The sequence below is a fragment of the Ruegeria sp. R8_1 genome (genome assembly GCF_017743815.1).
In the GTDB taxonomy this organism is placed as follows: domain Bacteria; phylum Pseudomonadota; class Alphaproteobacteria; order Rhodobacterales; family Rhodobacteraceae; genus Ruegeria; species Ruegeria lacuscaerulensis_A.
The window spans coordinates 230,323-250,309 of the sequence record NZ_JAGHRL010000003.1 but is presented as its reverse complement, the minus strand read 5'-3'; the positions used below and the strand labels follow the sequence as shown (position 1 = coordinate 250,309).

Below are 19,987 nucleotides of genomic sequence, written 5' to 3'. Positions count from 1 at the left end.
TTTTGGTCTAAGCGCGCAGGTATGGATCACTTTCTCTACCGCGACGGCGCGCTTTACGCCGAGGATGTCCCGATTTCCGAGATCGCAGCCGCGGTCGGAACCCCGTTCTATGTCTACTCGACGGCAACTCTGCTGCGGCATTTCAAGCTGTTCGATGATGCGCTGGACGGGATGGACCACCTTGTCTGCTATGCGATGAAGGCCGCCAGCAATCAGGCGATCCTGAAGACGCTGGCGCAGTCGGGCGCGGGGATGGACGTGGTTTCTGGCGGGGAATACCTGCGGGCCAAAGCCGCAGGCGTGCCGGGCGACAAGATCGTGTTTTCGGGCGTTGGCAAGACAGCGGATGAGATTCGCGCCGCGCTGACCGGCGGCATTCGCCAGTTCAACGTGGAATCCGAGCCCGAGATGGAAGTGATCAACGCCATCGCCTTGGAATTGGGCGTGATCGCGCCGATCACCGTGCGGGTGAACCCGGATGTGGACGCCAAGACCCACGCCAAGATCGCCACCGGCAAGTCGGAAAACAAGTTCGGCATCCCGATCGCACGTGCCTCCGAGGTCTATGCCCATGCCGCCACCCTGCCGGGGCTGGAAGTGATTGGCATCGACGTCCATATCGGCTCGCAACTGACCGAGCTTGAACCGTTCGAGCTGGCCTATACCAAGGTCGCCGAACTGACCGAACAGCTGCGCGCCGAAGGCCACGATATCCGTCGTCTTGATTTGGGCGGCGGGCTGGGCATCCCCTACACCCGCGCCAATGACGCGCCGCCGCTGCCGGTGGAGTACGGCGCGCTTATCAAGAAAACGCTGGGTCATCTGGGCTGCGAGATTGAGATCGAGCCCGGTCGGCTAATTGCTGGCAACGCGGGGCTAATGGTCAGTAAGGTGATCTATGTGAAATCGGGTGAGGGCCGCGATTTCCTGATCCTTGATGGTGCCATGAACGACCTGATCCGCCCCGCGATGTATGAGGCGCATCACGACATCGTCGCCGTGAACGAACCCGCGCCGGGCGTGGAGCAGCAACCCTATGACATCGTGGGCCCTGTGTGTGAAACGGGCGATACATTCGCCAAACAGCGCAACATGCCGCCTCTGGCCGCTGGTGATCTGGTAGCTTTCCGCAGTGCCGGAGCTTACGGAGCGGTGATGTCCAGCGAATACAACACGCGCCCTTTGATCCCCGAAGTTCTGGTGCACGGGGATCAATTTGCAGTTATTCGTGAACGGCCAAGCTTTGACGAAATCATAAACCGCGATACCATACCCGAGTGGCTTTGACGCGATTGGCGCGCGGGCCTGCTGACGGAGGCTCGCCTTTATGGCCAAACAGACCTTGCCGATCCCAAGACTGTCCCTGTGGCTGACGCATGCGGGTATGCTGGCCGAACGGGTTTGGCGCGCATTTTGGCCTCTTTTCTCAGGTATTATGGCCGTTTTGGCCGCTTTGATGCTGGGCCTGCAAGATCTGGTATCGGTTGAGACCGTATGGATTATAGGTTCTCTGGCCGTGCTTGGCCTTATGGCGGCCTTGGCGTTTGGGGTGCAGCGATTCCACCTGCCGACTCGGACCGAGGCGCTGGCGCGTTTGGACGAGACTCTGCCTGGTCGCCCCATTCAGGCGCTGATGGACGATCAGGCCATTGGGGCAATGGATGCGGATTCGGTGGCGTTGTGGCATGCGCATCAGCAGCGAATGGCGCAACGGGCGGCGCAGGCTGATCCGGTCAAACCCAACCTGCGTCTGGCAGATCGCGACCCCTATGCGTTGCGCTATTCTGCTTTGCTGGCTTTGGTTGTCGCTGCCTTGTTCGGGTCGTTCTGGAGAATTGGGTCGGTGGCCGAGATGGCGCCCGGTGCGGCCGTCGCCGGGCAGGGTCCGACGTGGGAAGGCTGGGTGGAACCTCCGCGCTATACCGGGTTGCCGACGCTTTATTTGGCGGACCAATCCGATCCGACACTGTCTGTTCCTCAAGGCAGCCGCATCACCCTACGGTTCTATGGCGAAGTCGGCGCATACAGCCTGACCGAGACGACCACTCCGCTTGGCACCGAAGCTGCAACTGAACCCGAACAGGAATTTGTTGTGGACCGGTCGGGCGAGCTGAAGATCGAAGGCCCTGCGGGCAAGGACTGGGCGTTGAACGTCATAGCCGATGCCCCGCCGATGATCAGCGTGGCCGATATTGCCGAGGCCGAGGCCGGGGGGCAGATGAAGCTGCCCTTTGCAGCCAGCGATGATTATGGCGTCGTGTCCGGTGCGGCCGTGATCGAGTTGGATCTGGCCTCGGTTGATCGTCGTTACGGCCTGACAACAGATCCCGAGCCGCGCGAATCCATTCAGGTCGAGCTGCCCATGCCGATCACCGGTGATCGTGCGGATTTTGTCGAAGACCTGATTGAGGATTTTTCACAGCATCCATGGGCACATCTTCCGGTCAAAATCTCTCTGACAGCGCGTGACGCTGCGGATCAAGAGGGGCAGTCAGAGCCCTACATGACGGCTCTGCCAGCTCGTCGGTTCTTTGATCCGTTGGCCGCGGCGATCATAGAACAACGGCGAGATCTGCTGTGGTCGCGTGAGAACGCGCCCAGAGTGGCCCAGCTGTTGCGGGCCGTTTCGCATCTGCCCGAGGGGTTCTTTCGCTCGGATACCGCATATCTGCGCCTGCGGGTGACCTTGCGCAGGCTCGAAACATTTACCGAATATGACCTGAAGCCGAAACAGCAGGAAGAGATCGCGCAATCGCTGTGGGAATTGGCGGTTCTGATCGAAGATGGGACGCTGGCTGATGCGCTGGAGCGTATGCGCCGCGCGCAGGAACGTCTGACCGAAGCGATGCAGAACGGCGCGTCGGACGAAGAAATTGCCGAGCTGATGCAAGAACTGCGTGAGGCGACGCAGGACTATATGCGCCAGCTGCAGCGCTTAGCGCAGGAAAATGGCGAAGGTGGTGAAAACCAGCAAGGTCAGAACGGCGAGACCATGCAAATGACGCAGGACGATCTGCAACGGATGATGGATCGCATTCAGGAGCTGATGGAACAGGGCCGCATGGCCGAGGCGCAACAAGCGTTGGAAGAGTTCCAACAGATGATGGAAAATATGCGAGTCACCCAAGGCCAGGGTCAGGGGCAGCAGTCCGAAGGCCAACAGGCCATGGAAGGTCTGGCCGAGACCCTGCGCGAGCAGCAGGGCCTCAGCGATCAGGCATTCCGGGATTTGCAGGAACAGTTCAACCCCGGCGCGCAGGCCGGTGAGAACCAGGGCAACGAGGGCCGCAATGGTGGTCAGGGCCGCGGTGAAAGCCACGAAGGCCAAGGGGGGCAGGGTCAAGGTTCGGATCAGGCTGGTGAGGGCCAGCAGGGCCAAGGGTCGCTGGCCGATCGCCAACAGGCCCTGAGAGACGAGCTGGGACGGCAACAGCAAAACCTGCCCGGTGCAGGAACGCCCGAGGGTGACGCCGCGCGGGATGCGTTGGGACGCGCTGGACGCGCCATGGATGAGGCCGAGCAAGCGTTGCGCAATGATGAATTGGCCGATGCAATCGACAACCAGTCCGAAGCTATGGAAGCTCTTCGCGAGGGAATGCGTTCGCTTGGCGAAGCGCTGGCTCAGAACCAACAGAACCAGCCGGGTCAGGGCGCACAGGAAGGCGATATGCAAGCCAACAACCGTGATCCGCTTGGTCGCAGCCCCGGTTCTTCAGGCACGATTTCGACCGATGACAGCCTGCTGCAGGGCGAAGATGTCTATCGCCGCGCGCGCGAGTTGCTGGACGAAATCCGCCGCCGTACGGGTGAGACGGATCGCCCCGATATCGAATTGGAATACCTCAAGCGGCTTCTCGAACGGTTCTGATTACAGGATTAGCTTCCTGATCCCGTCTGTGCCTCAAGCCACAGGCGGGCTTGGTCGACCAGCGAAACATAGCTGCCCAGAACCGGATCGGCTTGCGGTACGGCTTCGGAAATCTGCTGCGCGTTGGCATAGAGCAACAGCAAAACAACACCGATGACGATGGCGATCACAAAGCCGCGCTTGAAACCACTGCCCGAGCTGCGTGGCAGGGGCTGAACCTCATTTTTCTTCGCTACAGGTTCATCGCTGCGCAGGCTCGAGTTTATAGCCTCAACATCCGGTAGCGGTTCGACTTCGGCTGCATCCTTTGCTGCCTCGGTGCGGGTCAGTTCCTTGATACGTTCTTCGGGATCGGGCGCCTGCGGAGGATCCAGGCCCAGATCGGGCTGGGTCTCAAGGTTTTCGGCTTCCTTTGCGCGTAGATCAGCCTCGCGCGCGGCCTCTTCCTTAAGAATACTGGCAACGTCAGGATCGACATGGACAGATTTCTGCGTGTCTTCCGATTTGGCCGGTTGTTCAGCCGTCACGTCGGGTTTTTGTGGCGCAGGGGCCAGAGCCGGTTCGTCGACCGGCGGAGCAACCGGAACGGTCTCGGGTTCAACCTCTGCCGTATCGGCTACGGGGTGTTTGCTTTGAAACCAGGTCTTTTCACAGTTCGAACACTGCACATCCCGCCCTTCGGCGGGAATGACCTCATCTGGAACCTCGTACTGGGCACTGCAATTCGGACATGTAAGACGCATGCTGCCTCCGGGCCGGGGAACTGGCCTGATAATAGTTTTTTAAGGGATGATATTCCGTTAAGACCTGACAGCAAAGGGTGTTTTCGGTTTCGACAACTAAGTGTCACCAATTCGACCCGGTGCAGGCATTGAAACAACAACGACGCTCGGGCAAGAAGAGCAGCAAGCAAACTGGGGGCTTTCGTGATTGAGCTGGAAAATGTCAGCTATACTTATGGTGGTGGCGCCCTGCTGAGTGATGTATCCTTGCAGTTGCAGTCGGGGTCATTCCATTTTTTGACCGGTCCGTCGGGGGCAGGGAAAACGACGCTGCTCAAACTCTGCTATGGCGCTTTGTTGCCGACGTCGGGTCGGTTGTCCGCATTTGAACAAGACATTGCCGGGCTGGACCGGGACCAGATGGCGCTGCTGCGCCGCCGGATTGGTGTAGTGCATCAGGATTGCCGATTTCTGGATCACATGTCCCTTGCCGAAAACGTAGCGCTGCCGCTGATGGTGTCAGGGCGCGGTGAAGCTGCGCAACAAGATGACCTTTCGGAGCTGCTGAACTGGGTTGGTTTGGGCGACCGCAAGGACGCGCTTCCGCCGGAACTGTCCGGGGGTGAACGCCAACGCGCGGCACTGGCGCGTGCGGTGATCCTGTCTCCTGACGTCGTTTTGGCAGATGAACCCACCGGCAACGTTGACTGGGAAATGTCCCAACGACTGCTGCGCTTGTTGGTCGAGTTGAACAAGATGGGTAAGACGGTGCTGATTGCCACGCATGACCTTAGCCTGATACGGGCGGCCAAAAGTCAGGTTCAGGCACGGGTGTTGCGTATTTCTCAGCGACAAGTGCAATTGGCGGGGGCGGATCTATGAGTAACGGCGCCATCCGCAACCTGTTGACGCGGGACACCAGCGCTGATCGTGTTGTCCCGCCCACCGGCTATACTGCGCAACTGACCGTGTTCGTGTCAGGCGCTATGGCATTCCTGGCCGTTTTTGCCTTGGCTTTATCACTAGCTTCGGGACGGTTGGCGGATCGTTGGGCCACCGAGCTGGCCGGGGCGGCTACTCTGCGCATCAACGCGCCCGCAGATCAGCTTGCCGCCCAAACCGAGGCTGCGCTGACCGTTCTGTCGCAAACACCTGGCGTGGCGTCAGCCCGTGCTTTGACGGCCGAGGAGCAAATCGCTCTGCTCTCTCCGTGGTTCGGTGCTGATCTGCCACTGGACACGCTGCCCGTACCGCAATTGATCGAAGTGATCGAAGGCGAGCCCGGTATGGATGCTGCGGGTTTGCGTCTGCGCCTGGGGGCCGAGGTGCCCGGAGCGGTGTTGGATGATCATACCCGGTGGCGCGAGCCTCTGGTCGATGCGGCGATGTCCTTACGCAGGCTGGGGTGGGTCTCGATCCTGCTGATCGGAGGCGCCACAGCGGCGATGATCACGCTGGCGGCCAATGCGTCGCTTGCCGCAAATGCCCAGATCATCGAGGTTCTGCGACTTGTTGGGGCGCAGGACCGGTTTATCGCCAATGCGTTTGTCAGACGGTTCACGTATCGTGCGTTCTTTGGGGCAATGGTTGGAATGTTTCTTGGTATGACCGGTGTTCTGCTGCTGCCCGAGGCTTCGGATGAAGGTGGTTTTTTGACTGGGCTTGGTTTCAAGGGGGTCGGCTGGCTACTGCCAACCTTGATCCCGATACTGGGGGCCACCGTCGCGTTTCTGGCGACATGGAGCGCCGCCAGCCGTAAACTGAAGGAGCTTTCTTGATGGCAACAGCGGTTCAGTGGATACGCTCATTGGTTTTCATGATCGTCATCTATGTTTGGATGCTGATCCTTGGTATCGTCTTTGCACCCTACGCCATCTTTGCAAAGCAGGGGGCTCGGAAGGCGTGCAAGTCCTATGCGCGGTCTACTATGTGGCTGGCGCGTTGGATGGTTGGTATTCGATGCGAAGTGCGTGGAACCGCGCCAGTAGATGAGGTTGTCGTAGGCGCGAAGCACCAGTCTTTCTTGGATATCATCATGATCTTCAACGCGATGCCGCAGGCCAAGTTCATCATGAAGCGAGAGCTTATGTGGACCCCGATCATCGGAGTTTACGCGCGTCGTTTGGGGTGCATTCCGGTGGACCGCGGTAAAAAAGGTGCGGCGGTGGCCAAGATGGTCAAGGACGTAGCGAAAGAATTCGCCGAACCCGGTCAACTGGTCATCTATCCCCAGGGAACGCGCGTCGCGCCTGGGGTGCAGAAACCTTATAAGGTGGGTACTGCGATCCTGTACGAGGGGCTGGGTTTTCCCTGTGTGCCTGTCGCCACAAATGCAGGTGTGTTCTGGCCACGCTCGGGCATCATGCGTAAACCCGGCCTGGCGATCGTCGACTTTCTTGATCGGATCGAACCGGGTGTTGAACGGGGTTCATTTTTGGAACGCCTAGAAGATGTGATAGAGGATCGCTCGAATACGTTGATGAAAGAAGTGGGGTTTGATCCTGATGGAGTTCATTGAGGACATAGAAACGCTTGAGGCGCTGTACGGAACTCCTGCCGCGCCTGCGCTGCGCAAGGTGGCGCACGGCCTCACACCGCTGTATCGCAGATGGATCATGGCATCGCGCCTGTGCATCCTCAGCACTGTCGGGCCAGAAGGCACCGATGGCAGTCCGCGTGGCGATGAAGGGCCCGTTGTGCTGGAGCTTGATCCGAGCACGCTGGCCCTGCCTGACTGGCGGGGCAATAATCGGTTGGATTCCTTACGCAACATCGTGCGCGATCCACGCGTGGCGTTGTTGTTTATGGTGCCGGGGTCGAATGTGGTGGTGCGGGTCAACGGTACGGCCCGGCTGACCGCTGATGCGAGCCTGCGGGCGCGGTTCGAAAAGAACGGCAAACAGCCCGCTACGGTCGCCGTCATCGCCATTTCCGAAATCTACACCCAATGCGCCCGCGCCCTGATGCGCGCCCGCACATGGAGCGCCGGCGACGAGACGGACGGCCTGCCAACAGTCGGAGAGATTTTGGCCGAAGCCTCGGACGGGGAAGAAGGCGGCGCGCAGTACGACAAGGATTGGGGCGCGCGGGCTGCGAAAACCATGTGGTAGGCTAGACGGCCTTGGCCCTCATTTCATGCAGCATCTCTGCAACCTCGTCGGTCAGGATGTTTAGGCCACGGGCCAGTTTGTAAACAAACGCGGTCTCATGATGGTCAAAACTGCCATCCGCTGCAGCGATCATCAGTGCGGCCCGAAGAACCATTCGCCTTTGATCCGAAGTCAGGCCTGTCCCAAAGGCCGCGAATTGCGCGGCGGTTGGTTTGGCTTCGGCCGCATCGAACATGCGACGGATACGCGCCTCGTCAAAGTGCTCGTCCGTGATTTGCAGGGCGATATCGGCCATCAAAGTGATCTCGGACGGGTGCAGCTTGCCGTCTGCTTTTGCGGCGTGGCACATCGCGTCCATTGCGCGCATTGCGGTTGGGGGGATGCCGTCTGTTTCCGAGGGCAAAGGGGTTAGGCGCCTGGCTTGTCCGGCTTTCCTAAACCCGGCTAAGGTCATAAGCAACGCAATCACACCCAATCCCCAAAACCCGGATAGCATATCGGCGCGCGACATAGCCGGCTGTTGCGGCAGATCGGCCGGGAAATCTCCCAAAACCTTTCCCAGCTCCAGTTTATCTGCGGTCAGTTTATAGTAACTGTCGCTGTCGCACAGGTTCGGAGCCATGACGTAGCCGATCGAACTACGCCAGACACCGGCGAATATAATATGGGTCTTTTTGGTAAGGTGACACAGTGCCAGTCTTCGCCCTGTGTCATCTTCGATTTTGGTAGGCGCAATCAAGCTCATTTGCTCCGAGGTACCCCAAGCACCCCCGCGTCCGGCCTGTGCTTCCTGACTTTGGAACAGGGTTGGAATTAGCACTGCTAAGCAAAAGAAAAAAAATCGCATATCTGTCTCAGGTTCTTTTTTTGAATTGAGCCATCGAAATTGTCAGCCGTCACAGTTTTGTGATCAACCTTTGGGTGAGCGAAATTGAGACGAATTCGCGATAAAATAAAGGCGGGCATTCGAGCCCGCCTTTTGAAATTTTCTATACCGAAAGCTTAGCTGTGGATCGGGCCATCTCCGCACGCCAGCGCCGCTTCGCGCACGGCCTCGGAATAGGTTGGGTGCGCGTGGCAGGTCAGGGCCAGATCCTCGGCCGAGGCCCCGAATTCCATTGCAACGCAGACCTCGTGGATCAGATCACCTGCTGCGGGGCCGATGATGTGAGCGCCCAGAATGCGGTCGGTCTCTTTGTCGGCCAAAATCTTGACGAACCCATCAGCGGCGAAGTTCGCCTTGGCACGTCCATTGCCCATGAACATGAACTTGCCGACCTTATAGGCGCGACCCGCAGCTTTCAGGGTTTCCTCGGTCTCACCGACATTGGCGACCTCGGGCCAGGTGTAGATGACGCCCGGAATGACGCCGTAATTCACATGGCCATGCTTGCCCGCGACCTGTTCGGCTGCGGCCATGCCCTCATCCTCGGCCTTGTGGGCCAGCATCGGGCCCTCGGTCACATCTCCGATGGCATAGATGCCGGGCACGTTGGTCTGCCAGTCGGCCCCGACTTTGATCTGACCGCGCTGGGTCATCTCGACGCCCAAAGCCTCCAGTCCCAGGCCGTCCGAGAATGGCTTGCGTCCGGTGGCGACCAGCACGGTATCAGCGTCGATTACATGCTCGCTGTCATCTTTGCGCAGCTTGTAGGTGACCTTGGCTTTGGTCTTGGTGGCTTCGGTTTTCTGAACCGCCGCGCCCATGACAAATTTCAGACCCTGCTTCTTGAGGATGCGCTGGAAAGTCTTTTGAACCTCGGGGTCCATGCCGGGGGTAATCACGTCGAGGAATTCGATCACTGTCACCTCGGCCCCCAGTCGCTGATAGACCGAGCCCAGTTCCAGCCCGATCACGCCTGCGCCGATTACAACCATCTTTTTCGGAATCTTGCCCAGCGACAGCGCGCCGGTCGATGTCACGACGACCTTTTCATCCACCTCAACCCCGGGCAGCGAGGACGGCTCGGACCCCGAAGCGATGATGATGTTCTTGGCGGTATGAACCTCATCCCCCACCTTGACCTGACCGGCGGCGGGGATAGAACCCCAGCCTTTCAGCCAGTCGATCTTGTTCTTCTTGAACAGGAACTCGATGCCCTTGGTGTTGCCGTCGATCACCTCATCCTTGTAGGACTGCATCTGCTTCCAGTCGACCGAAGGGCTTTTGCCCTTGAGGCCCATCTTGGCAAAGTTATGTTCTGCCTCGTGCAACTGATGGCTGGCGTGCAGCAGCGCCTTGGACGGGATGCAGCCCACGTTCAGGCAAGTGCCGCCCAGCGTTTCACGCCCTTCGACAACGGCGGTTTTCAGGCCCAGCTGGGCGCAGCGGATGGCACAGACATAGCCGCCGGGGCCGGCTCCGATTACGATGACGTCATAGTTTGCCATTCAAATGGTCCTTTGTTGTTCTATGGTGTGGGCATGCGCCCTGATCCCTTGGCGATTTATTCTAACCTGAGAAACACGGTTAAAACAGCGCCGCAAGCAGCATTGCGACAGTTGCTAAAAAGCCGGCCATCCAGATGATTGTGCGCCACGGTGTCCAGCCCAGCGCATAGGCCGGAACATAAAGAACGCGCGCGATCAGAAAAATCCAGGCGGCAGTGGCGGTGAATGAGGTCGATTGTCCGGTCACGGTAATGACAAGGGCGGCAATGGCGAACAGGGTCAGCCCCTCGGTCATGTTGCTGAGCGCGCGGTGCATCCGGCCCGACGCTCCGGGGCGATCAACCTCTGTGTCGCGGGGGCCCATGGCTTTGTTCAGGTCGATCTTGCCGTGGCCGACGGCCAGATATGCGATGAACTGAACGGCCCAAAGCAGGGCGGCCAGGGTAAGAACTGTGGTTTCGGGGGTCATCTGATAGTCCGGTTTTCGGTTCAGGGCCTGAACTTGGCCGAATGCGTAGCGGGCCACGCCTTGTCTGGCGTGACCGTTCGCGCCCTATAGCGCCTGAAGGTAAAGATAAGCCGTTGCCAGGAACCCTGCCAGCCAGACAGTGGTGCGCAGGAACGGAACAGGGATGGCAAAGGCGTAGATCGGCACAAAGGCGATCCGCGCGAGCAGAAAGATCTGTGCCGCAAACAATGTACCACCGGTAAAGGCGTCCTTGGCTGACAGGATCAAAACCGCAGGGGCGAACAGGGCCATGGCCACAACGGAATTTGCTAGTGCGCGTTCCACCCGTCCGGCAACTCCGGTCAAAGGCGGCATGTCATCGCGCGCGCCACCCAGTGTCATCAGCCCGACCTGAGACATTGCAGTCAGGACATTCAGCAGCACCACAACGATGACCACAAGGCCATAGAGGGCAAGTATCGAAAGCTCGGAAGACATGATGTTTATCCTTTTGTAAATCTCAGTCCGGTCTTGCGATTACCATCCGCCGGGGGTGAAGGCAGGCTGGGTTCACAGGTATGTGCGTGCCCGTGTGCGGGATTACCCCGCACACGGTTTGTTTCAGATCAGACAGGCTGCAGCAGTTTCACCTGTATATGGGCAACGCCGCCGCGTTCGTGGTGCATCGCCAGCTCCTGCGAATCCAGAAAAGCACGGGCCTTGTCCAGATCGCGCACCTCAAACATGGCGATGGCGTGATCGCGCTGATCGGGATCGCGCCAGATATGCAGGTCGTGGATACCTGCCGCCTTGCGCATTGGCTGATCCTGACGAAACACGGTCAGCCAGGCGTCGAAATCGGCCACATCGGCCTGCCACAGAACATGTGTTGCCATGATTACAGATCCATCAGCAGGCGGCGCGGGTCTTCCAGCGCTTCTTTCACGCGGACAAGGAAGGTCACTGCGCCTTTGCCGTCGACGATCCGGTGGTCATAGGACAGCGCCAGATACATCATTGGGCGGATCACAACCTGACCATTGATCGCCATCGGGCGATCCTGGATTTTGTGCATCCCCAGTATACCCGATTGCGGGGGGTTCAGGATCGGCGAGGACATCAGCGAGCCGTAAACACCGCCGTTCGAGATGGTGAAGGTGCCGCCCTGCATTTCCGCCATTGACAACTTGCCGTCACGAGCACGTTTGCCCTTTTCGGCAATGGCTTTTTCGATCGCCGCAAAGGACATGCTGTCAGCATCGCGGATGACCGGAACCACCAGACCGGTCGGGGTACCGGCGGCCACGCCCATATGGACGAAGTTCTTGTAAACGATGTCGGTGCCGTCGATCTCGGCATTCACCTCGGGCACTTCTTTAAGCGCGTGGCAGCAAGCCTTGGTGAAGAAGGACATAAAGCCCAGACGCACACCGTGTTTCTTCTCGAACTGGTCTTTGTACTGGTTGCGCAGGGCCATCACCTCGGTCATGTCCACCTCGTTATAGGTGGTCAGCATGGCGGCGGTGTTCTGGCTGTCTTTCAGACGCTTGGCGATGGTCTGACGCAGGCGGGTCATCTTGACCCGCTCCTCGCGCGCGGCGTCGTCAGCGGCCACAGGGGCACGCGGCGCAGGGGCCGGTGCTGGAGCCGCGGCAGGCGCAGGGGCTGCGGCGGTTGCCACCGCGCGGGCCACGTCCTCTTTCATGATGCGGCCGTCACGACCGGTGCCGGTGACCTGATCCGCCGACAGGCCGGCCTGCGCCATCGCTTTTTCAGCCGAGGGCGCGTTGGACACATCCTTGCCCGTGGTCGCAGCCGCAGGGGCCGCCGCTGCCGGAGCAGCCGCCGGAGCCGCGACTGCACCCGCACCCGAGATCACGGCCAGTTTGGCCGAGGCGTCCACAGTGGTGCCCTCGGGGGCGGTGATTTCGGCCAGAACACCCGCCGCCGGGGCCGGAACTTCGACCGAAACCTTGTCGGTTTCCAGCTCACACAGCATTTCGTCCTGCGCGACGGCGTCGCCCACCTGTTTGAACCATGTGGACACGGTTGCCTCGGTCACGGATTCGCCCAGTGTGGGAACCATCACGTCAACACTGTCGCCTGATGCTGCCGGAGCGTCTGCCGCAGGGGCCGGGGCTGCCGCCGCTGGGGCGGGGGCAGCGCCTTCGCCTGCCGCGATCGTGGCCAGCAGCGCGTCAACGCCAACGGTTTCACCTTCGGCGGCGACGATTTCACCCATTACACCTGCAGCGGGGGCGGGGACCTCGACGGTGACCTTGTCGGTCTCTAGCTCGCAGAGCATTTCGTCAACTGCCACCGCATCTCCGGGCTTTTTGAACCATGTGGCAACCGTGGCTTCAGTGACCGACTCGCCCAGCGTGGGAACACGAACTTCAATGGACATCATTACTTTCCTTCAATGCTCAGCGCTTCGTTCACCAGCGCTTCTTGTTGGGCTTTGTGTTGGCTGGCCAAACCCGTCGCGGGCGAGGCCGAAGTGGCGCGACCGACATAGCGGGGCCGTGTATGTTTGGCTTTAATCCGGGTCAGAACCCATTCGATGTTGGGTTCGATAAAGGTCCAGGCACCTTGGTTCTTGGGCTCTTCCTGACACCAGACGATCTCGGCGCCCTTGAAACGCTCAAGCTCGTTGATCAGCGAGTGCGCGGGGAACGGATAGTATTGCTCAATCCGCATCAGATAGACGTCATCGATGCCGCGCGCGTCGCGTTCTTCCAGCAGGTCATAGTAGACCTTGCCCGAACACAGAACGACGCGCTTGATCTTGTCATCCTTGACCAGCTTGGTGTCAGAATTGCCATGCTGCGCGTCATCCCACAGCACCCGATGGAAGCTTGAGCCGGTGGTGAAATCCGCAGCCGTGCTGACGGCCAGCTTGTGCCGCAACAGCGATTTCGGCGTCACCAGGATCAGCGGTTTGCGGAAAGTCCGGTGCAGCTGACGTCGCAAGATGTGGAAATAGTTCGCAGGCGTCGTACAGTTTGCCACGATCCAGTTGTCCTGACCGCACATCTGCAGGAACCGTTCCAGACGCGCTGACGAGTGTTCGGGGCCTTGCCCTTCGAACCCGTGCGGTAGCAGCGTCACTAGGCCAGACATCCGCAGCCATTTGCTTTCGCCCGAGCTGATGAACTGGTCGAACATGATCTGTGCGCCGTTGGCAAAGTCGCCAAACTGCGCTTCCCACAGGGTCAGCGCGTTGGGTTCTGCCAGCGAATAGCCATATTCGAACCCAAGCACCGCATATTCCGATAGCATCGAGTCGATCACCTCGTATTGTGATTGACCGGCCCGGATGTTGTTCAGCGGATAGTACCGCTCTTCCGTTTCCTGATGGACAAAGCCCGAATGGCGTTGGCTGAACGTCCCGCGTGTCGCGTCTTGGCCAGACAGACGCACCGGATAGCCTTCGGTCAAAAGCGAGCCGAAAGCCAGTGCCTCGCCCGTAGCCCAGTCAAAGCCTTTGCCATTGTCGAACATCTGCTTTTTGTGGTCCAAAAGACGGCCCACTGTTTTGTGCAAAGCAATATCCGCAGGAACATGAGTCAGGGCTTTGCCGACCTCGGCCATAGTTTCTGGCGTGATCGCGGTATCGCCCCTGACATATTCGTCTTTATTTTTGTCCAGATGTGACCAGCGCCCATCCAGCCAGTCCGCCTTGTTGGGTTTATAGTCCTTACCGGCCTCGAACTCGTCATTCAGCTGCGCCTGGAAGGCGGCTTTCATATCCTCGATCTCGCCTTCGGGGATCAGGCCGTCTTTGACCAGACGCTCGGTATACAGCGACAGCGTGGTCTTATGCGTCTTGATCTTCTTGTACATGATCGGGTTGGTGAACATGGGCTCATCGCCCTCGTTGTGACCAAACCGGCGGTAGCAGAAGATGTCGATGACCACATCCTTGTGGAACTTCTGGCGGAACTCGGTCGCGACCTTGGCGGCGTGAACCACTGCCTCGGGATCGTCGCCATTAACGTGGAAAATCGGTGCCTCAACCATCAGTGCGATATCGGTAGGATAGGGGCTGGAGCGGCTGAAATGCGGTGCAGTGGTGAACCCGATCTGGTTGTTCACCACGATATGCATGGTGCCGCCGGTTTTGTGACCGCGCAGACCCGACAGGCCAAACCCTTCGGCCACAACACCCTGACCAGCAAAGGCCGCGTCGCCATGCAGCAGGATGCCCATCACAGCGGTACGCTCGTTGTCTTTTAACTGGTCCTGCTTGGCGCGGACCTTGCCCAGTACGACGGGGTTCACCGCCTCAAGGTGCGAGGGGTTGGCCGTCAGCGACAGGTGAACGCTGTTGCCATCAAACTCGCGGTCGCTCGAGGCACCGAGGTGGTATTTTACATCGCCTGAGCCATCCACATCCTCGGGCTTGAAGCTGCCGCCCTGGAATTCGTTGAAGATCGCGCGATAGGGTTTGCGCATCACGTTGGCCAGAATGTTCAGACGGCCTCGGTGCGGCATCCCGATAACAATGTCACGCACACCCAGCGCGCCGCCACGCTTGATGATCTGTTCCATCGCGGGGATCAGAGCCTCACCGCCGTCCAGGCCGAACCGCTTGGTGCCCATGTATTTGACGTGCAGGAATTTCTCGAAGCCCTCGGCCTCGACCATCTTGTTCAGGATGGCTTTGCGTCCTTCCTTGGTGAACGCGATTTCCTTGCCATAACCTTCGATCCGTTCCTTCAGCCAAGCAGCCTGTTCTGGATCAGAGATATGCATGTATTGCAGCGCAAAGGTGCCGCAATATGTGCGTTTCACGATATCAACGATCTGCCGCATCGAGGCCATCTGCAGGCCCAGCACGTTGTCGATGAAAATCGGCCGGTCCATGTCGGCTTCGGTAAAGCCATAGGTCTTAGGGTCCAGCTCGGGGTGGTTGGTTGCGGCGCGCATCCCCAGCGGGTCGAGATCGGCGGCCAGATGGCCCCGAATCCGATAGGCCCGGATCAGCATCAACGCCCGCAGGCTGTCCAGCACCGCGCGCTTGATCTGGTCTTCGCTGACCTCAACGCCCTTGGCTGCCGCCTTGTCTTTGATCTTTTTGCCCGCCGCCTTGGCGTCAATCTCGGCCCACTCGCCCGTGAGCGCCCCGGTCAGGTCATCCGCAGGCATCGGCGGCCAGTCAGTGCGCGCCCAGGATGGCCCCTCGGCCTCGCGCTGCACATCCGGCGAGGCATCGCCCATGGCGCGAAAGAACTCGGCCCAGGCCGCATCAACCGCGTTCGGGTCGCGTGTGTATTGAGCATATAGCTGCTCCAGGTATTCTGCATTGTGCCCCTGCATGAAGCTTGAGGCATGAAAGGCGGAGTTGGGCGAGTGCTCGGTCATTGGGTTACCTCATATGGGTTGGGACCGTATTTGTTGGTGCCTGGCTGGCTGGGGCGGGTCAGCCACCACAGCACCAGAAGCGGCGAGATCATCAGGATTAGAAGGGTGGGTATAACAATCAGTAAAGTCGCGCGGGTGAACAGGATATCCAGATTGCCGCCATGCTGGAAGCTGGACGCCATTCCAATGCCGAACACCAGCACAGCAGCGGCCCCGGCCATCAGCAGCAGCGGAAACAGAGCGTAAAGCCCGCTGCGCCCGGTATCATGCATCCGCCGCCATGCGACCGCGAGATGCGGGAAGAAAACGATCAGACTGACAATGCTCTGCACCGGTTGACTGGAGGTGGCAGCGACGGATCTCGTCGTTTCGGTCTCGGTCGTGGCGACTTGCGTGAAAAACTTAAGGTCGATGAAGCCCGCGATGAGGCTCCAGATCATGATGAACAGGAAAAAGAACCAGTATTCAGGCCGCGAGGCGCGACCAGAGAACGTGAAGAACTTGGAAAAACACGTGCGGATGGCGTCAGAGAAGGTCATGAAGGTAAAGCTCCGCTGGGCGCTCCAAACCGATTTTCGTCTGAATCAGACGCGACAAGCATCATTCCAATAATATTGGATGTAACCATCACGCTCGCTACCAGCGATGCCAAAAATGCTGGGACCAGAGTCAGAACGGCCAGTATGAACCAGAGAATAGGCCCGCCAATAAGCAAGCTGAACCCAAGAGCCAACTGATATCCGAGCCAGAAGAGAATGATCGGCATGAAAGGAAAAATGGCCTGATAGCCGTCTTCATCAGTATCCTGAAGTCTTCGGCTCATCGCTGAAAGCAAAGGCAGTGAGGCCATCATAACTACAAACAGTTGTCCAATTTCCCAGCTTAGGGAAACGCGCCAATCAAGAAGTAGTGCTACCGAAATAGGTAGAACAGAAGCAATAGGTGCGAACCACCAAAACTCGGCGCGCGAAGCTCTGCCTGAAAAGACAAAAGCCTTACGGAAGCCGGTCGATATGGCTTGCCTTGGTCCCATTAGCACCCACCCGCCCGGCGGTAACGCCGGGCAGCGCCCGACCCTCCCCCCGGGAGGGCGCTTGCAGCACCCACCCAGGGTCGGGCGCTACTCTCAGCGCCTGTGGAGAGTCGGTTTGTCATCAGCCAATCGCTTCCAGCACGGCCTCACCCAGCGTCGCTGGGCTTTCCGCAACAACGATACCGGCCGAGCGCATGGCTTCGATCTTGTCCTCGGCACCACCTTTGCCGCCAGCGACGATCGCGCCCGCGTGGCCCATACGGCGGCCCGGAGGGGCTGTGCGGCCTGCGATAAAGCCAGCAACCGGCTTTTTGCGGCCCTTCTTGGCCTCATCCGCCAGGAACTGCGCGGCTTCTTCCTCGGCCGAGCCACCGATCTCACCGATCATGATGATCGAGTGGGTCTCGTCATCCGCCAGGAACCATTCCAGCACGTCGATATGTTCGGTGCCTTTGATCGGGTCGCCGCCGATGCCGACGCAGGTGGACTGGCCCAGACCCACATCGGTGGTCTGCTTGACGGCCTCATAGGTCAGAGTGCCCGAACGCGACACAACGCCGACCGAGCCGCGCTTGTGGATGTGGCCGGGCATGATGCCGATCTTGCAGGCGTCGGGCGTGATGACACCGGGGCAGTTCGGGCCGATCAGGCGCGATTTGCTACCTTCCAGAGCACGCTTCACCTTCATCATGTCCAGAACCGGAATGCCTTCGGTGATGCAGACGATCACTTCCATCTCGGCATCAATCGCTTCGAGGATCGAGTCTGCCGCAAAGGGCGGCGGTACGTAGATCACGCTGGCATTGGCTTCGGTCACATGCTTGGCCTCGTGGACCGAGTTGAATACGGGCAGGCCCAGATGCTCCATCCCGCCTTTGCCCGGCGTCACGCCGCCAACCATTTTGGTGCCATAGGCGATGGCCTGTTCAGAGTGGAATGTGCCCTGCGAGCCGGTAAAGCCTTGACAGATCACTTTGGTATTTTCGTCGATGAGGACTGCCATTTTAGGAGTCTCCTTGATTAGATAAATTCGTCGTTTTGGCCGCTGGTCGATATGCCGAATGCGCGTTGAAGACAGCACGATAGAGCTGATCGAAATTAGCCTTCAGAAGGGTCGCCTGAAACTTTAGCTGACTTCGAACCGTCCAGAAGTTCCGTCGCACCGAAGCTTCTGGTGAAAGGTTGAGGACAACGTAGCTGTTCAATCCAATAGTCTTGGACGAAACGGAAACTATGTCTCTCCATGGAACCTCGGTTGGGGAACTTGGAAAGAAAGTTATTCCCGTATCCGAGATACAGCAGAGAATCTTTGGAAACCTAATCAAATTGATGATTTCCTTGAATCCAAACCAGCCAAAGAACAATGCACAAGACCAACCAGAAACATACGCTCTTGTCGGGTTGTTATATGTATCGGAGGTTTGAACCATCCAAGTACCGCCGACAAAGGCCAAGATGCAAATACCGAGAACGAGCACAGTTCTACCTTTTGAACGCTCGATCACTAAGGCTTGCTGATTGGTCACGCTATTAGACAATGCTCAACCCTTAACCGCCTTCACGATCTTCTCGGCACCGTCTTTCAGATTGTCCGCCGCGATCACGTCCAGGCCAGAGGTGTTGATGATCTCTTTGCCTTTCTCGACATTCGTGCCTTCCAGACGCACGACCAGCGGAACCTTCAGACCGACCTCTTTCACTGCGGCGACAACGCCCTCGGCGATGACGTCACAGCGCATGATGCCGCCGAAGATGTTGACCAGAATGCCTTTGACGTTCGGGTCCGAGGTGATGATCTTGAACGCCTCGGTCACTTTCTCTTTGGTCGCACCGCCGCCCACGTCGAGGAAGTTGGCAGGCTCAGCCCCGTACAGCTTGATGATGTCCATCGTGGCCATCGCCAGACCGGCACCGTTCACCATGCAGCCGATCTCACCATCCAGCGCGATGTAGTTCAGGTCGTATTTGGAGGCTTCGAGTTCCTTGGGGTCTTCCTCGGTCTCGTCGCGCAATTCAGCGATGTCGGGGTGGCGGTAAACCGCGTTGCCGTCAAAGCCCAGCTTGGCGTCCAGCACCTTGAGGTCGCCGCCTTCGGCCACGATCAGCGGGTTGATCTCCAGCATCTCCATGTCCTTCTCGACGAAGGCCTGGTAGAGCTGACCCATCAGCTTGACGCATTGCTTGACCTGCGCACCTTCCAGACCCAGCGAGAAGGCGATGCGGCGGCCGTGGTAAGCCTGATAGCCGGTCACAGGATCGACCGAGAAGGACAGGATTTTCTCGGGCGTGGACTCGGCCACTTCTTCGATGTCCATGCCGCCTTCGGTCGAGCAAACGAACGAGATGCGGCTGGTCTGGCGATCCACCAGCAGGGCCAGATACAGCTCACGCTCGATGCCCGAACCGGCTTCGATATAGATGCGGTTGACTTGCTTGCCTGCAGGCCCGGTCTGATGCGTGACCAGCGTGCGGCCCAGCATCTTTTTGGCTTCTTCGGCGGCCTCTTCGACCGATTTGGTCAGACGGACACCGCCCTTTTCACCGGCGTCAGCCTCTTTGAAGGAACCTTTGCCGCGGCCACCCGCGTGGATTTGCGCTTTGACAACCCACAGGGGGCCGTCCAGTTCACCGGCTGCGGTTTTGGCTTCCTCGGCGCGCAGAACCGCGCGACCTTCGGAGACCGGAGCGCCATAGCTGCGAAGAAGAGCCTTGGCTTGGTATTCGTGAATATTCATCGAAATTGTCCCGTCTGACTACGATTAGATCGTTATAGGGGTGTCTGGGGGACAAGTTTAAAGGTTTTTTTGCTGCTGACGCAGTTTTTAGCAAAGATTTTCAGTATTTGTGATCACAGTATTTTCTGGTGTGATCACAAAATTTGTAGGCGATGTATGTTGATTCGATATCTGGATGCACATGGCCATTGGTGCCAACAAATAAAGGATTTGCGACGTTTGCGCCAACATTGGCGACACGTCTAACATCAGCCGTGATTGCAAAAGAAAACCGGCCCAACGAGGACCGGTTTTTTTGAATTATGTGCTGTGG

At 58.8% G+C, this 19,987-nt stretch carries 18 protein-coding genes; 6 read left to right on the top strand and 12 right to left on the bottom strand.

What is annotated here, in order from left to right:
- The first annotated feature begins 21 nt into the window (after positions 1-21).
- The gene (gene lysA / locus J7380_RS08540; RefSeq protein ID WP_209195351.1) at positions 22-1,287 is read left to right on the top strand and encodes a diaminopimelate decarboxylase; all 1,266 of its coding nucleotides are present in this window, start codon (positions 22-24) and stop codon (positions 1,285-1,287) included.
- Between the two features lie 40 nt (positions 1,288-1,327).
- Positions 1,328-3,868, top strand: a complete 2,541-nt coding sequence (locus J7380_RS08535; protein ID WP_209195350.1) for a TIGR02302 family protein — start codon at positions 1,328-1,330, stop codon at positions 3,866-3,868.
- Positions 3,869-3,876: 8 nt separating this feature from the next.
- Here the strand turns inward: J7380_RS08535 and J7380_RS08530 are convergent, their stop codons facing one another.
- Positions 3,877-4,611, bottom strand: a complete 735-nt coding sequence (locus J7380_RS08530) for a zinc-ribbon domain-containing protein (RefSeq protein ID WP_209195349.1) — start codon at positions 4,609-4,611, stop codon at positions 3,877-3,879.
- Between the two features lie 183 nt (positions 4,612-4,794).
- Here J7380_RS08530 and J7380_RS08525 point away from each other — a divergent pair, with 183 nt between their 5' ends.
- The 4 genes from J7380_RS08525 to J7380_RS08510 are packed head-to-tail and all read left to right on the top strand — an operon-like array spanning position 4,795 to position 7,700.
- Positions 4,795-5,472 carry an ATP-binding cassette domain-containing protein gene (locus tag J7380_RS08525; RefSeq protein WP_209195348.1) on the top strand — a complete coding sequence of 226 codons (678 nt, stop codon included), beginning with the start codon at positions 4,795-4,797 and terminating at the stop codon, positions 5,470-5,472.
- Entirely contained in the window at positions 5,469-6,368 is a 900-nt protein-coding gene (locus J7380_RS08520; RefSeq protein ID WP_209195347.1) for a cell division protein FtsX, read from the top strand. Before J7380_RS08525 ends, J7380_RS08520 begins: the two co-directional genes overlap by 4 nt.
- The gene (locus J7380_RS08515; RefSeq protein WP_209195346.1) at positions 6,368-7,108 is read left to right on the top strand and encodes a 1-acyl-sn-glycerol-3-phosphate acyltransferase; all 741 of its coding nucleotides are present in this window, start codon (positions 6,368-6,370) and stop codon (positions 7,106-7,108) included. The genes J7380_RS08520 and J7380_RS08515 overlap by 1 nt, the downstream gene beginning before the upstream one ends.
- Positions 7,095-7,700, top strand: a complete 606-nt coding sequence (locus J7380_RS08510; protein WP_209195345.1) for a pyridoxamine 5'-phosphate oxidase family protein — start codon at positions 7,095-7,097, stop codon at positions 7,698-7,700. The genes J7380_RS08515 and J7380_RS08510 overlap by 14 nt, the downstream gene beginning before the upstream one ends.
- A gap of 1 nt (position 7,701) precedes the next feature.
- Here the strand turns inward: J7380_RS08510 and J7380_RS08505 are convergent, their stop codons facing one another.
- The 11 genes from J7380_RS08505 to sucC form a co-directional block, all read right to left on the bottom strand.
- Entirely contained in the window at positions 7,702-8,445 is a 744-nt protein-coding gene (locus J7380_RS08505; RefSeq protein WP_209195344.1) for a DUF533 domain-containing protein, read from the bottom strand.
- A 257-nt stretch (positions 8,446-8,702) separates the two neighbouring features.
- Positions 8,703-10,091: a dihydrolipoyl dehydrogenase gene (lpdA, locus tag J7380_RS08500; RefSeq protein WP_209195343.1), complete on the bottom strand. Its 1,389-nt coding sequence runs from the start codon at positions 10,089-10,091 to the stop codon at positions 8,703-8,705.
- Between the two features lie 79 nt (positions 10,092-10,170).
- Positions 10,171-10,560 (bottom strand): MAPEG family protein, encoded by a 390-nt coding sequence (locus J7380_RS08495; RefSeq protein ID WP_209195649.1) that lies wholly within the window; start codon positions 10,558-10,560, stop codon positions 10,171-10,173.
- Between the two features lie 84 nt (positions 10,561-10,644).
- Positions 10,645-11,037 (bottom strand): MAPEG family protein, encoded by a 393-nt coding sequence (locus tag J7380_RS08490; protein ID WP_209195342.1) that lies wholly within the window; start codon positions 11,035-11,037, stop codon positions 10,645-10,647.
- Between the two features lie 128 nt (positions 11,038-11,165).
- Positions 11,166-11,435 carry a hypothetical protein gene (locus J7380_RS08485; RefSeq protein ID WP_209195341.1) on the bottom strand — a complete coding sequence of 90 codons (270 nt, stop codon included), beginning with the start codon at positions 11,433-11,435 and terminating at the stop codon, positions 11,166-11,168.
- A 2-nt stretch (positions 11,436-11,437) separates the two neighbouring features.
- On the bottom strand, positions 11,438-12,946 hold the full coding sequence (gene odhB, locus J7380_RS08480) for a 2-oxoglutarate dehydrogenase complex dihydrolipoyllysine-residue succinyltransferase (RefSeq protein ID WP_209195340.1): 1,509 nt from the start codon (positions 12,944-12,946) through the stop codon (positions 11,438-11,440).
- A 2-nt stretch (positions 12,947-12,948) separates the two neighbouring features.
- Positions 12,949-15,906 (bottom strand): 2-oxoglutarate dehydrogenase E1 component, encoded by a 2,958-nt coding sequence (locus tag J7380_RS08475; protein WP_209195339.1) that lies wholly within the window; start codon positions 15,904-15,906, stop codon positions 12,949-12,951.
- On the bottom strand, positions 15,903-16,445 hold the full coding sequence (locus J7380_RS08470) for a DUF805 domain-containing protein (RefSeq protein WP_209195338.1): 543 nt from the start codon (positions 16,443-16,445) through the stop codon (positions 15,903-15,905). Before J7380_RS08470 ends, J7380_RS08475 begins: the two co-directional genes overlap by 4 nt.
- The gene (locus J7380_RS08465; protein ID WP_209195337.1) at positions 16,442-16,939 is read right to left on the bottom strand and encodes a DUF805 domain-containing protein; all 498 of its coding nucleotides are present in this window, start codon (positions 16,937-16,939) and stop codon (positions 16,442-16,444) included. The genes J7380_RS08470 and J7380_RS08465 overlap by 4 nt, the downstream gene beginning before the upstream one ends.
- A 121-nt stretch (positions 16,940-17,060) precedes the next feature.
- Positions 17,061-17,942, bottom strand: a complete 882-nt coding sequence (gene sucD / locus J7380_RS08460) for a succinate--CoA ligase subunit alpha (protein ID WP_170378979.1) — start codon at positions 17,940-17,942, stop codon at positions 17,061-17,063.
- 538 nt (positions 17,943-18,480) lie between these two features.
- Positions 18,481-19,674, bottom strand: a complete 1,194-nt coding sequence (gene sucC, locus J7380_RS08455) for an ADP-forming succinate--CoA ligase subunit beta (RefSeq protein WP_209195336.1) — start codon at positions 19,672-19,674, stop codon at positions 18,481-18,483.
- Positions 19,675-19,987 lie beyond the last annotated feature (313 nt).

What these genes read in the sequence shown, in the direction of transcription:
- sucD (WP_170378979.1), bottom strand. Translation starts at nt 17,942, where the DNA reads ATGGCAGTCCTCATCGACGAAAATACCAAAGTGATCTGTCAAGGCTTT.
- J7380_RS08495 (WP_209195649.1), bottom strand. Translation starts at nt 10,560, where the DNA reads ATGACCCCCGAAACCACAGTTCTTACCCTGGCCGCCCTGCTTTGGGCC.
- J7380_RS08515 (WP_209195346.1), top strand. Translation starts at nt 6,368, where the DNA reads ATGGCAACAGCGGTTCAGTGGATACGCTCATTGGTTTTCATGATCGTC.
- J7380_RS08485 (WP_209195341.1), bottom strand. Translation starts at nt 11,435, where the DNA reads ATGGCAACACATGTTCTGTGGCAGGCCGATGTGGCCGATTTCGACGCC.
- lysA (WP_209195351.1), top strand. Translation starts at nt 22, where the DNA reads ATGGATCACTTTCTCTACCGCGACGGCGCGCTTTACGCCGAGGATGTC.
- J7380_RS08475 (WP_209195339.1), bottom strand. Translation starts at nt 15,906, where the DNA reads ATGACCGAGCACTCGCCCAACTCCGCCTTTCATGCCTCAAGCTTCATG.
- J7380_RS08465 (WP_209195337.1), bottom strand. Translation starts at nt 16,939, where the DNA reads ATGGGACCAAGGCAAGCCATATCGACCGGCTTCCGTAAGGCTTTTGTC.
- J7380_RS08510 (WP_209195345.1), top strand. Translation starts at nt 7,095, where the DNA reads ATGGAGTTCATTGAGGACATAGAAACGCTTGAGGCGCTGTACGGAACT.
- odhB (WP_209195340.1), bottom strand. Translation starts at nt 12,946, where the DNA reads ATGTCCATTGAAGTTCGTGTTCCCACGCTGGGCGAGTCGGTCACTGAA.
- J7380_RS08535 (WP_209195350.1), top strand. Translation starts at nt 1,328, where the DNA reads ATGGCCAAACAGACCTTGCCGATCCCAAGACTGTCCCTGTGGCTGACG.
- J7380_RS08505 (WP_209195344.1), bottom strand. Translation starts at nt 8,445, where the DNA reads ATGAGCTTGATTGCGCCTACCAAAATCGAAGATGACACAGGGCGAAGA.
- lpdA (WP_209195343.1), bottom strand. Translation starts at nt 10,091, where the DNA reads ATGGCAAACTATGACGTCATCGTAATCGGAGCCGGCCCCGGCGGCTAT.
- J7380_RS08490 (WP_209195342.1), bottom strand. Translation starts at nt 11,037, where the DNA reads ATGTCTTCCGAGCTTTCGATACTTGCCCTCTATGGCCTTGTGGTCATC.
- J7380_RS08530 (WP_209195349.1), bottom strand. Translation starts at nt 4,611, where the DNA reads ATGCGTCTTACATGTCCGAATTGCAGTGCCCAGTACGAGGTTCCAGAT.
- sucC (WP_209195336.1), bottom strand. Translation starts at nt 19,674, where the DNA reads ATGAATATTCACGAATACCAAGCCAAGGCTCTTCTTCGCAGCTATGGC.
- J7380_RS08520 (WP_209195347.1), top strand. Translation starts at nt 5,469, where the DNA reads ATGAGTAACGGCGCCATCCGCAACCTGTTGACGCGGGACACCAGCGCT.
- J7380_RS08470 (WP_209195338.1), bottom strand. Translation starts at nt 16,445, where the DNA reads ATGACCTTCTCTGACGCCATCCGCACGTGTTTTTCCAAGTTCTTCACG.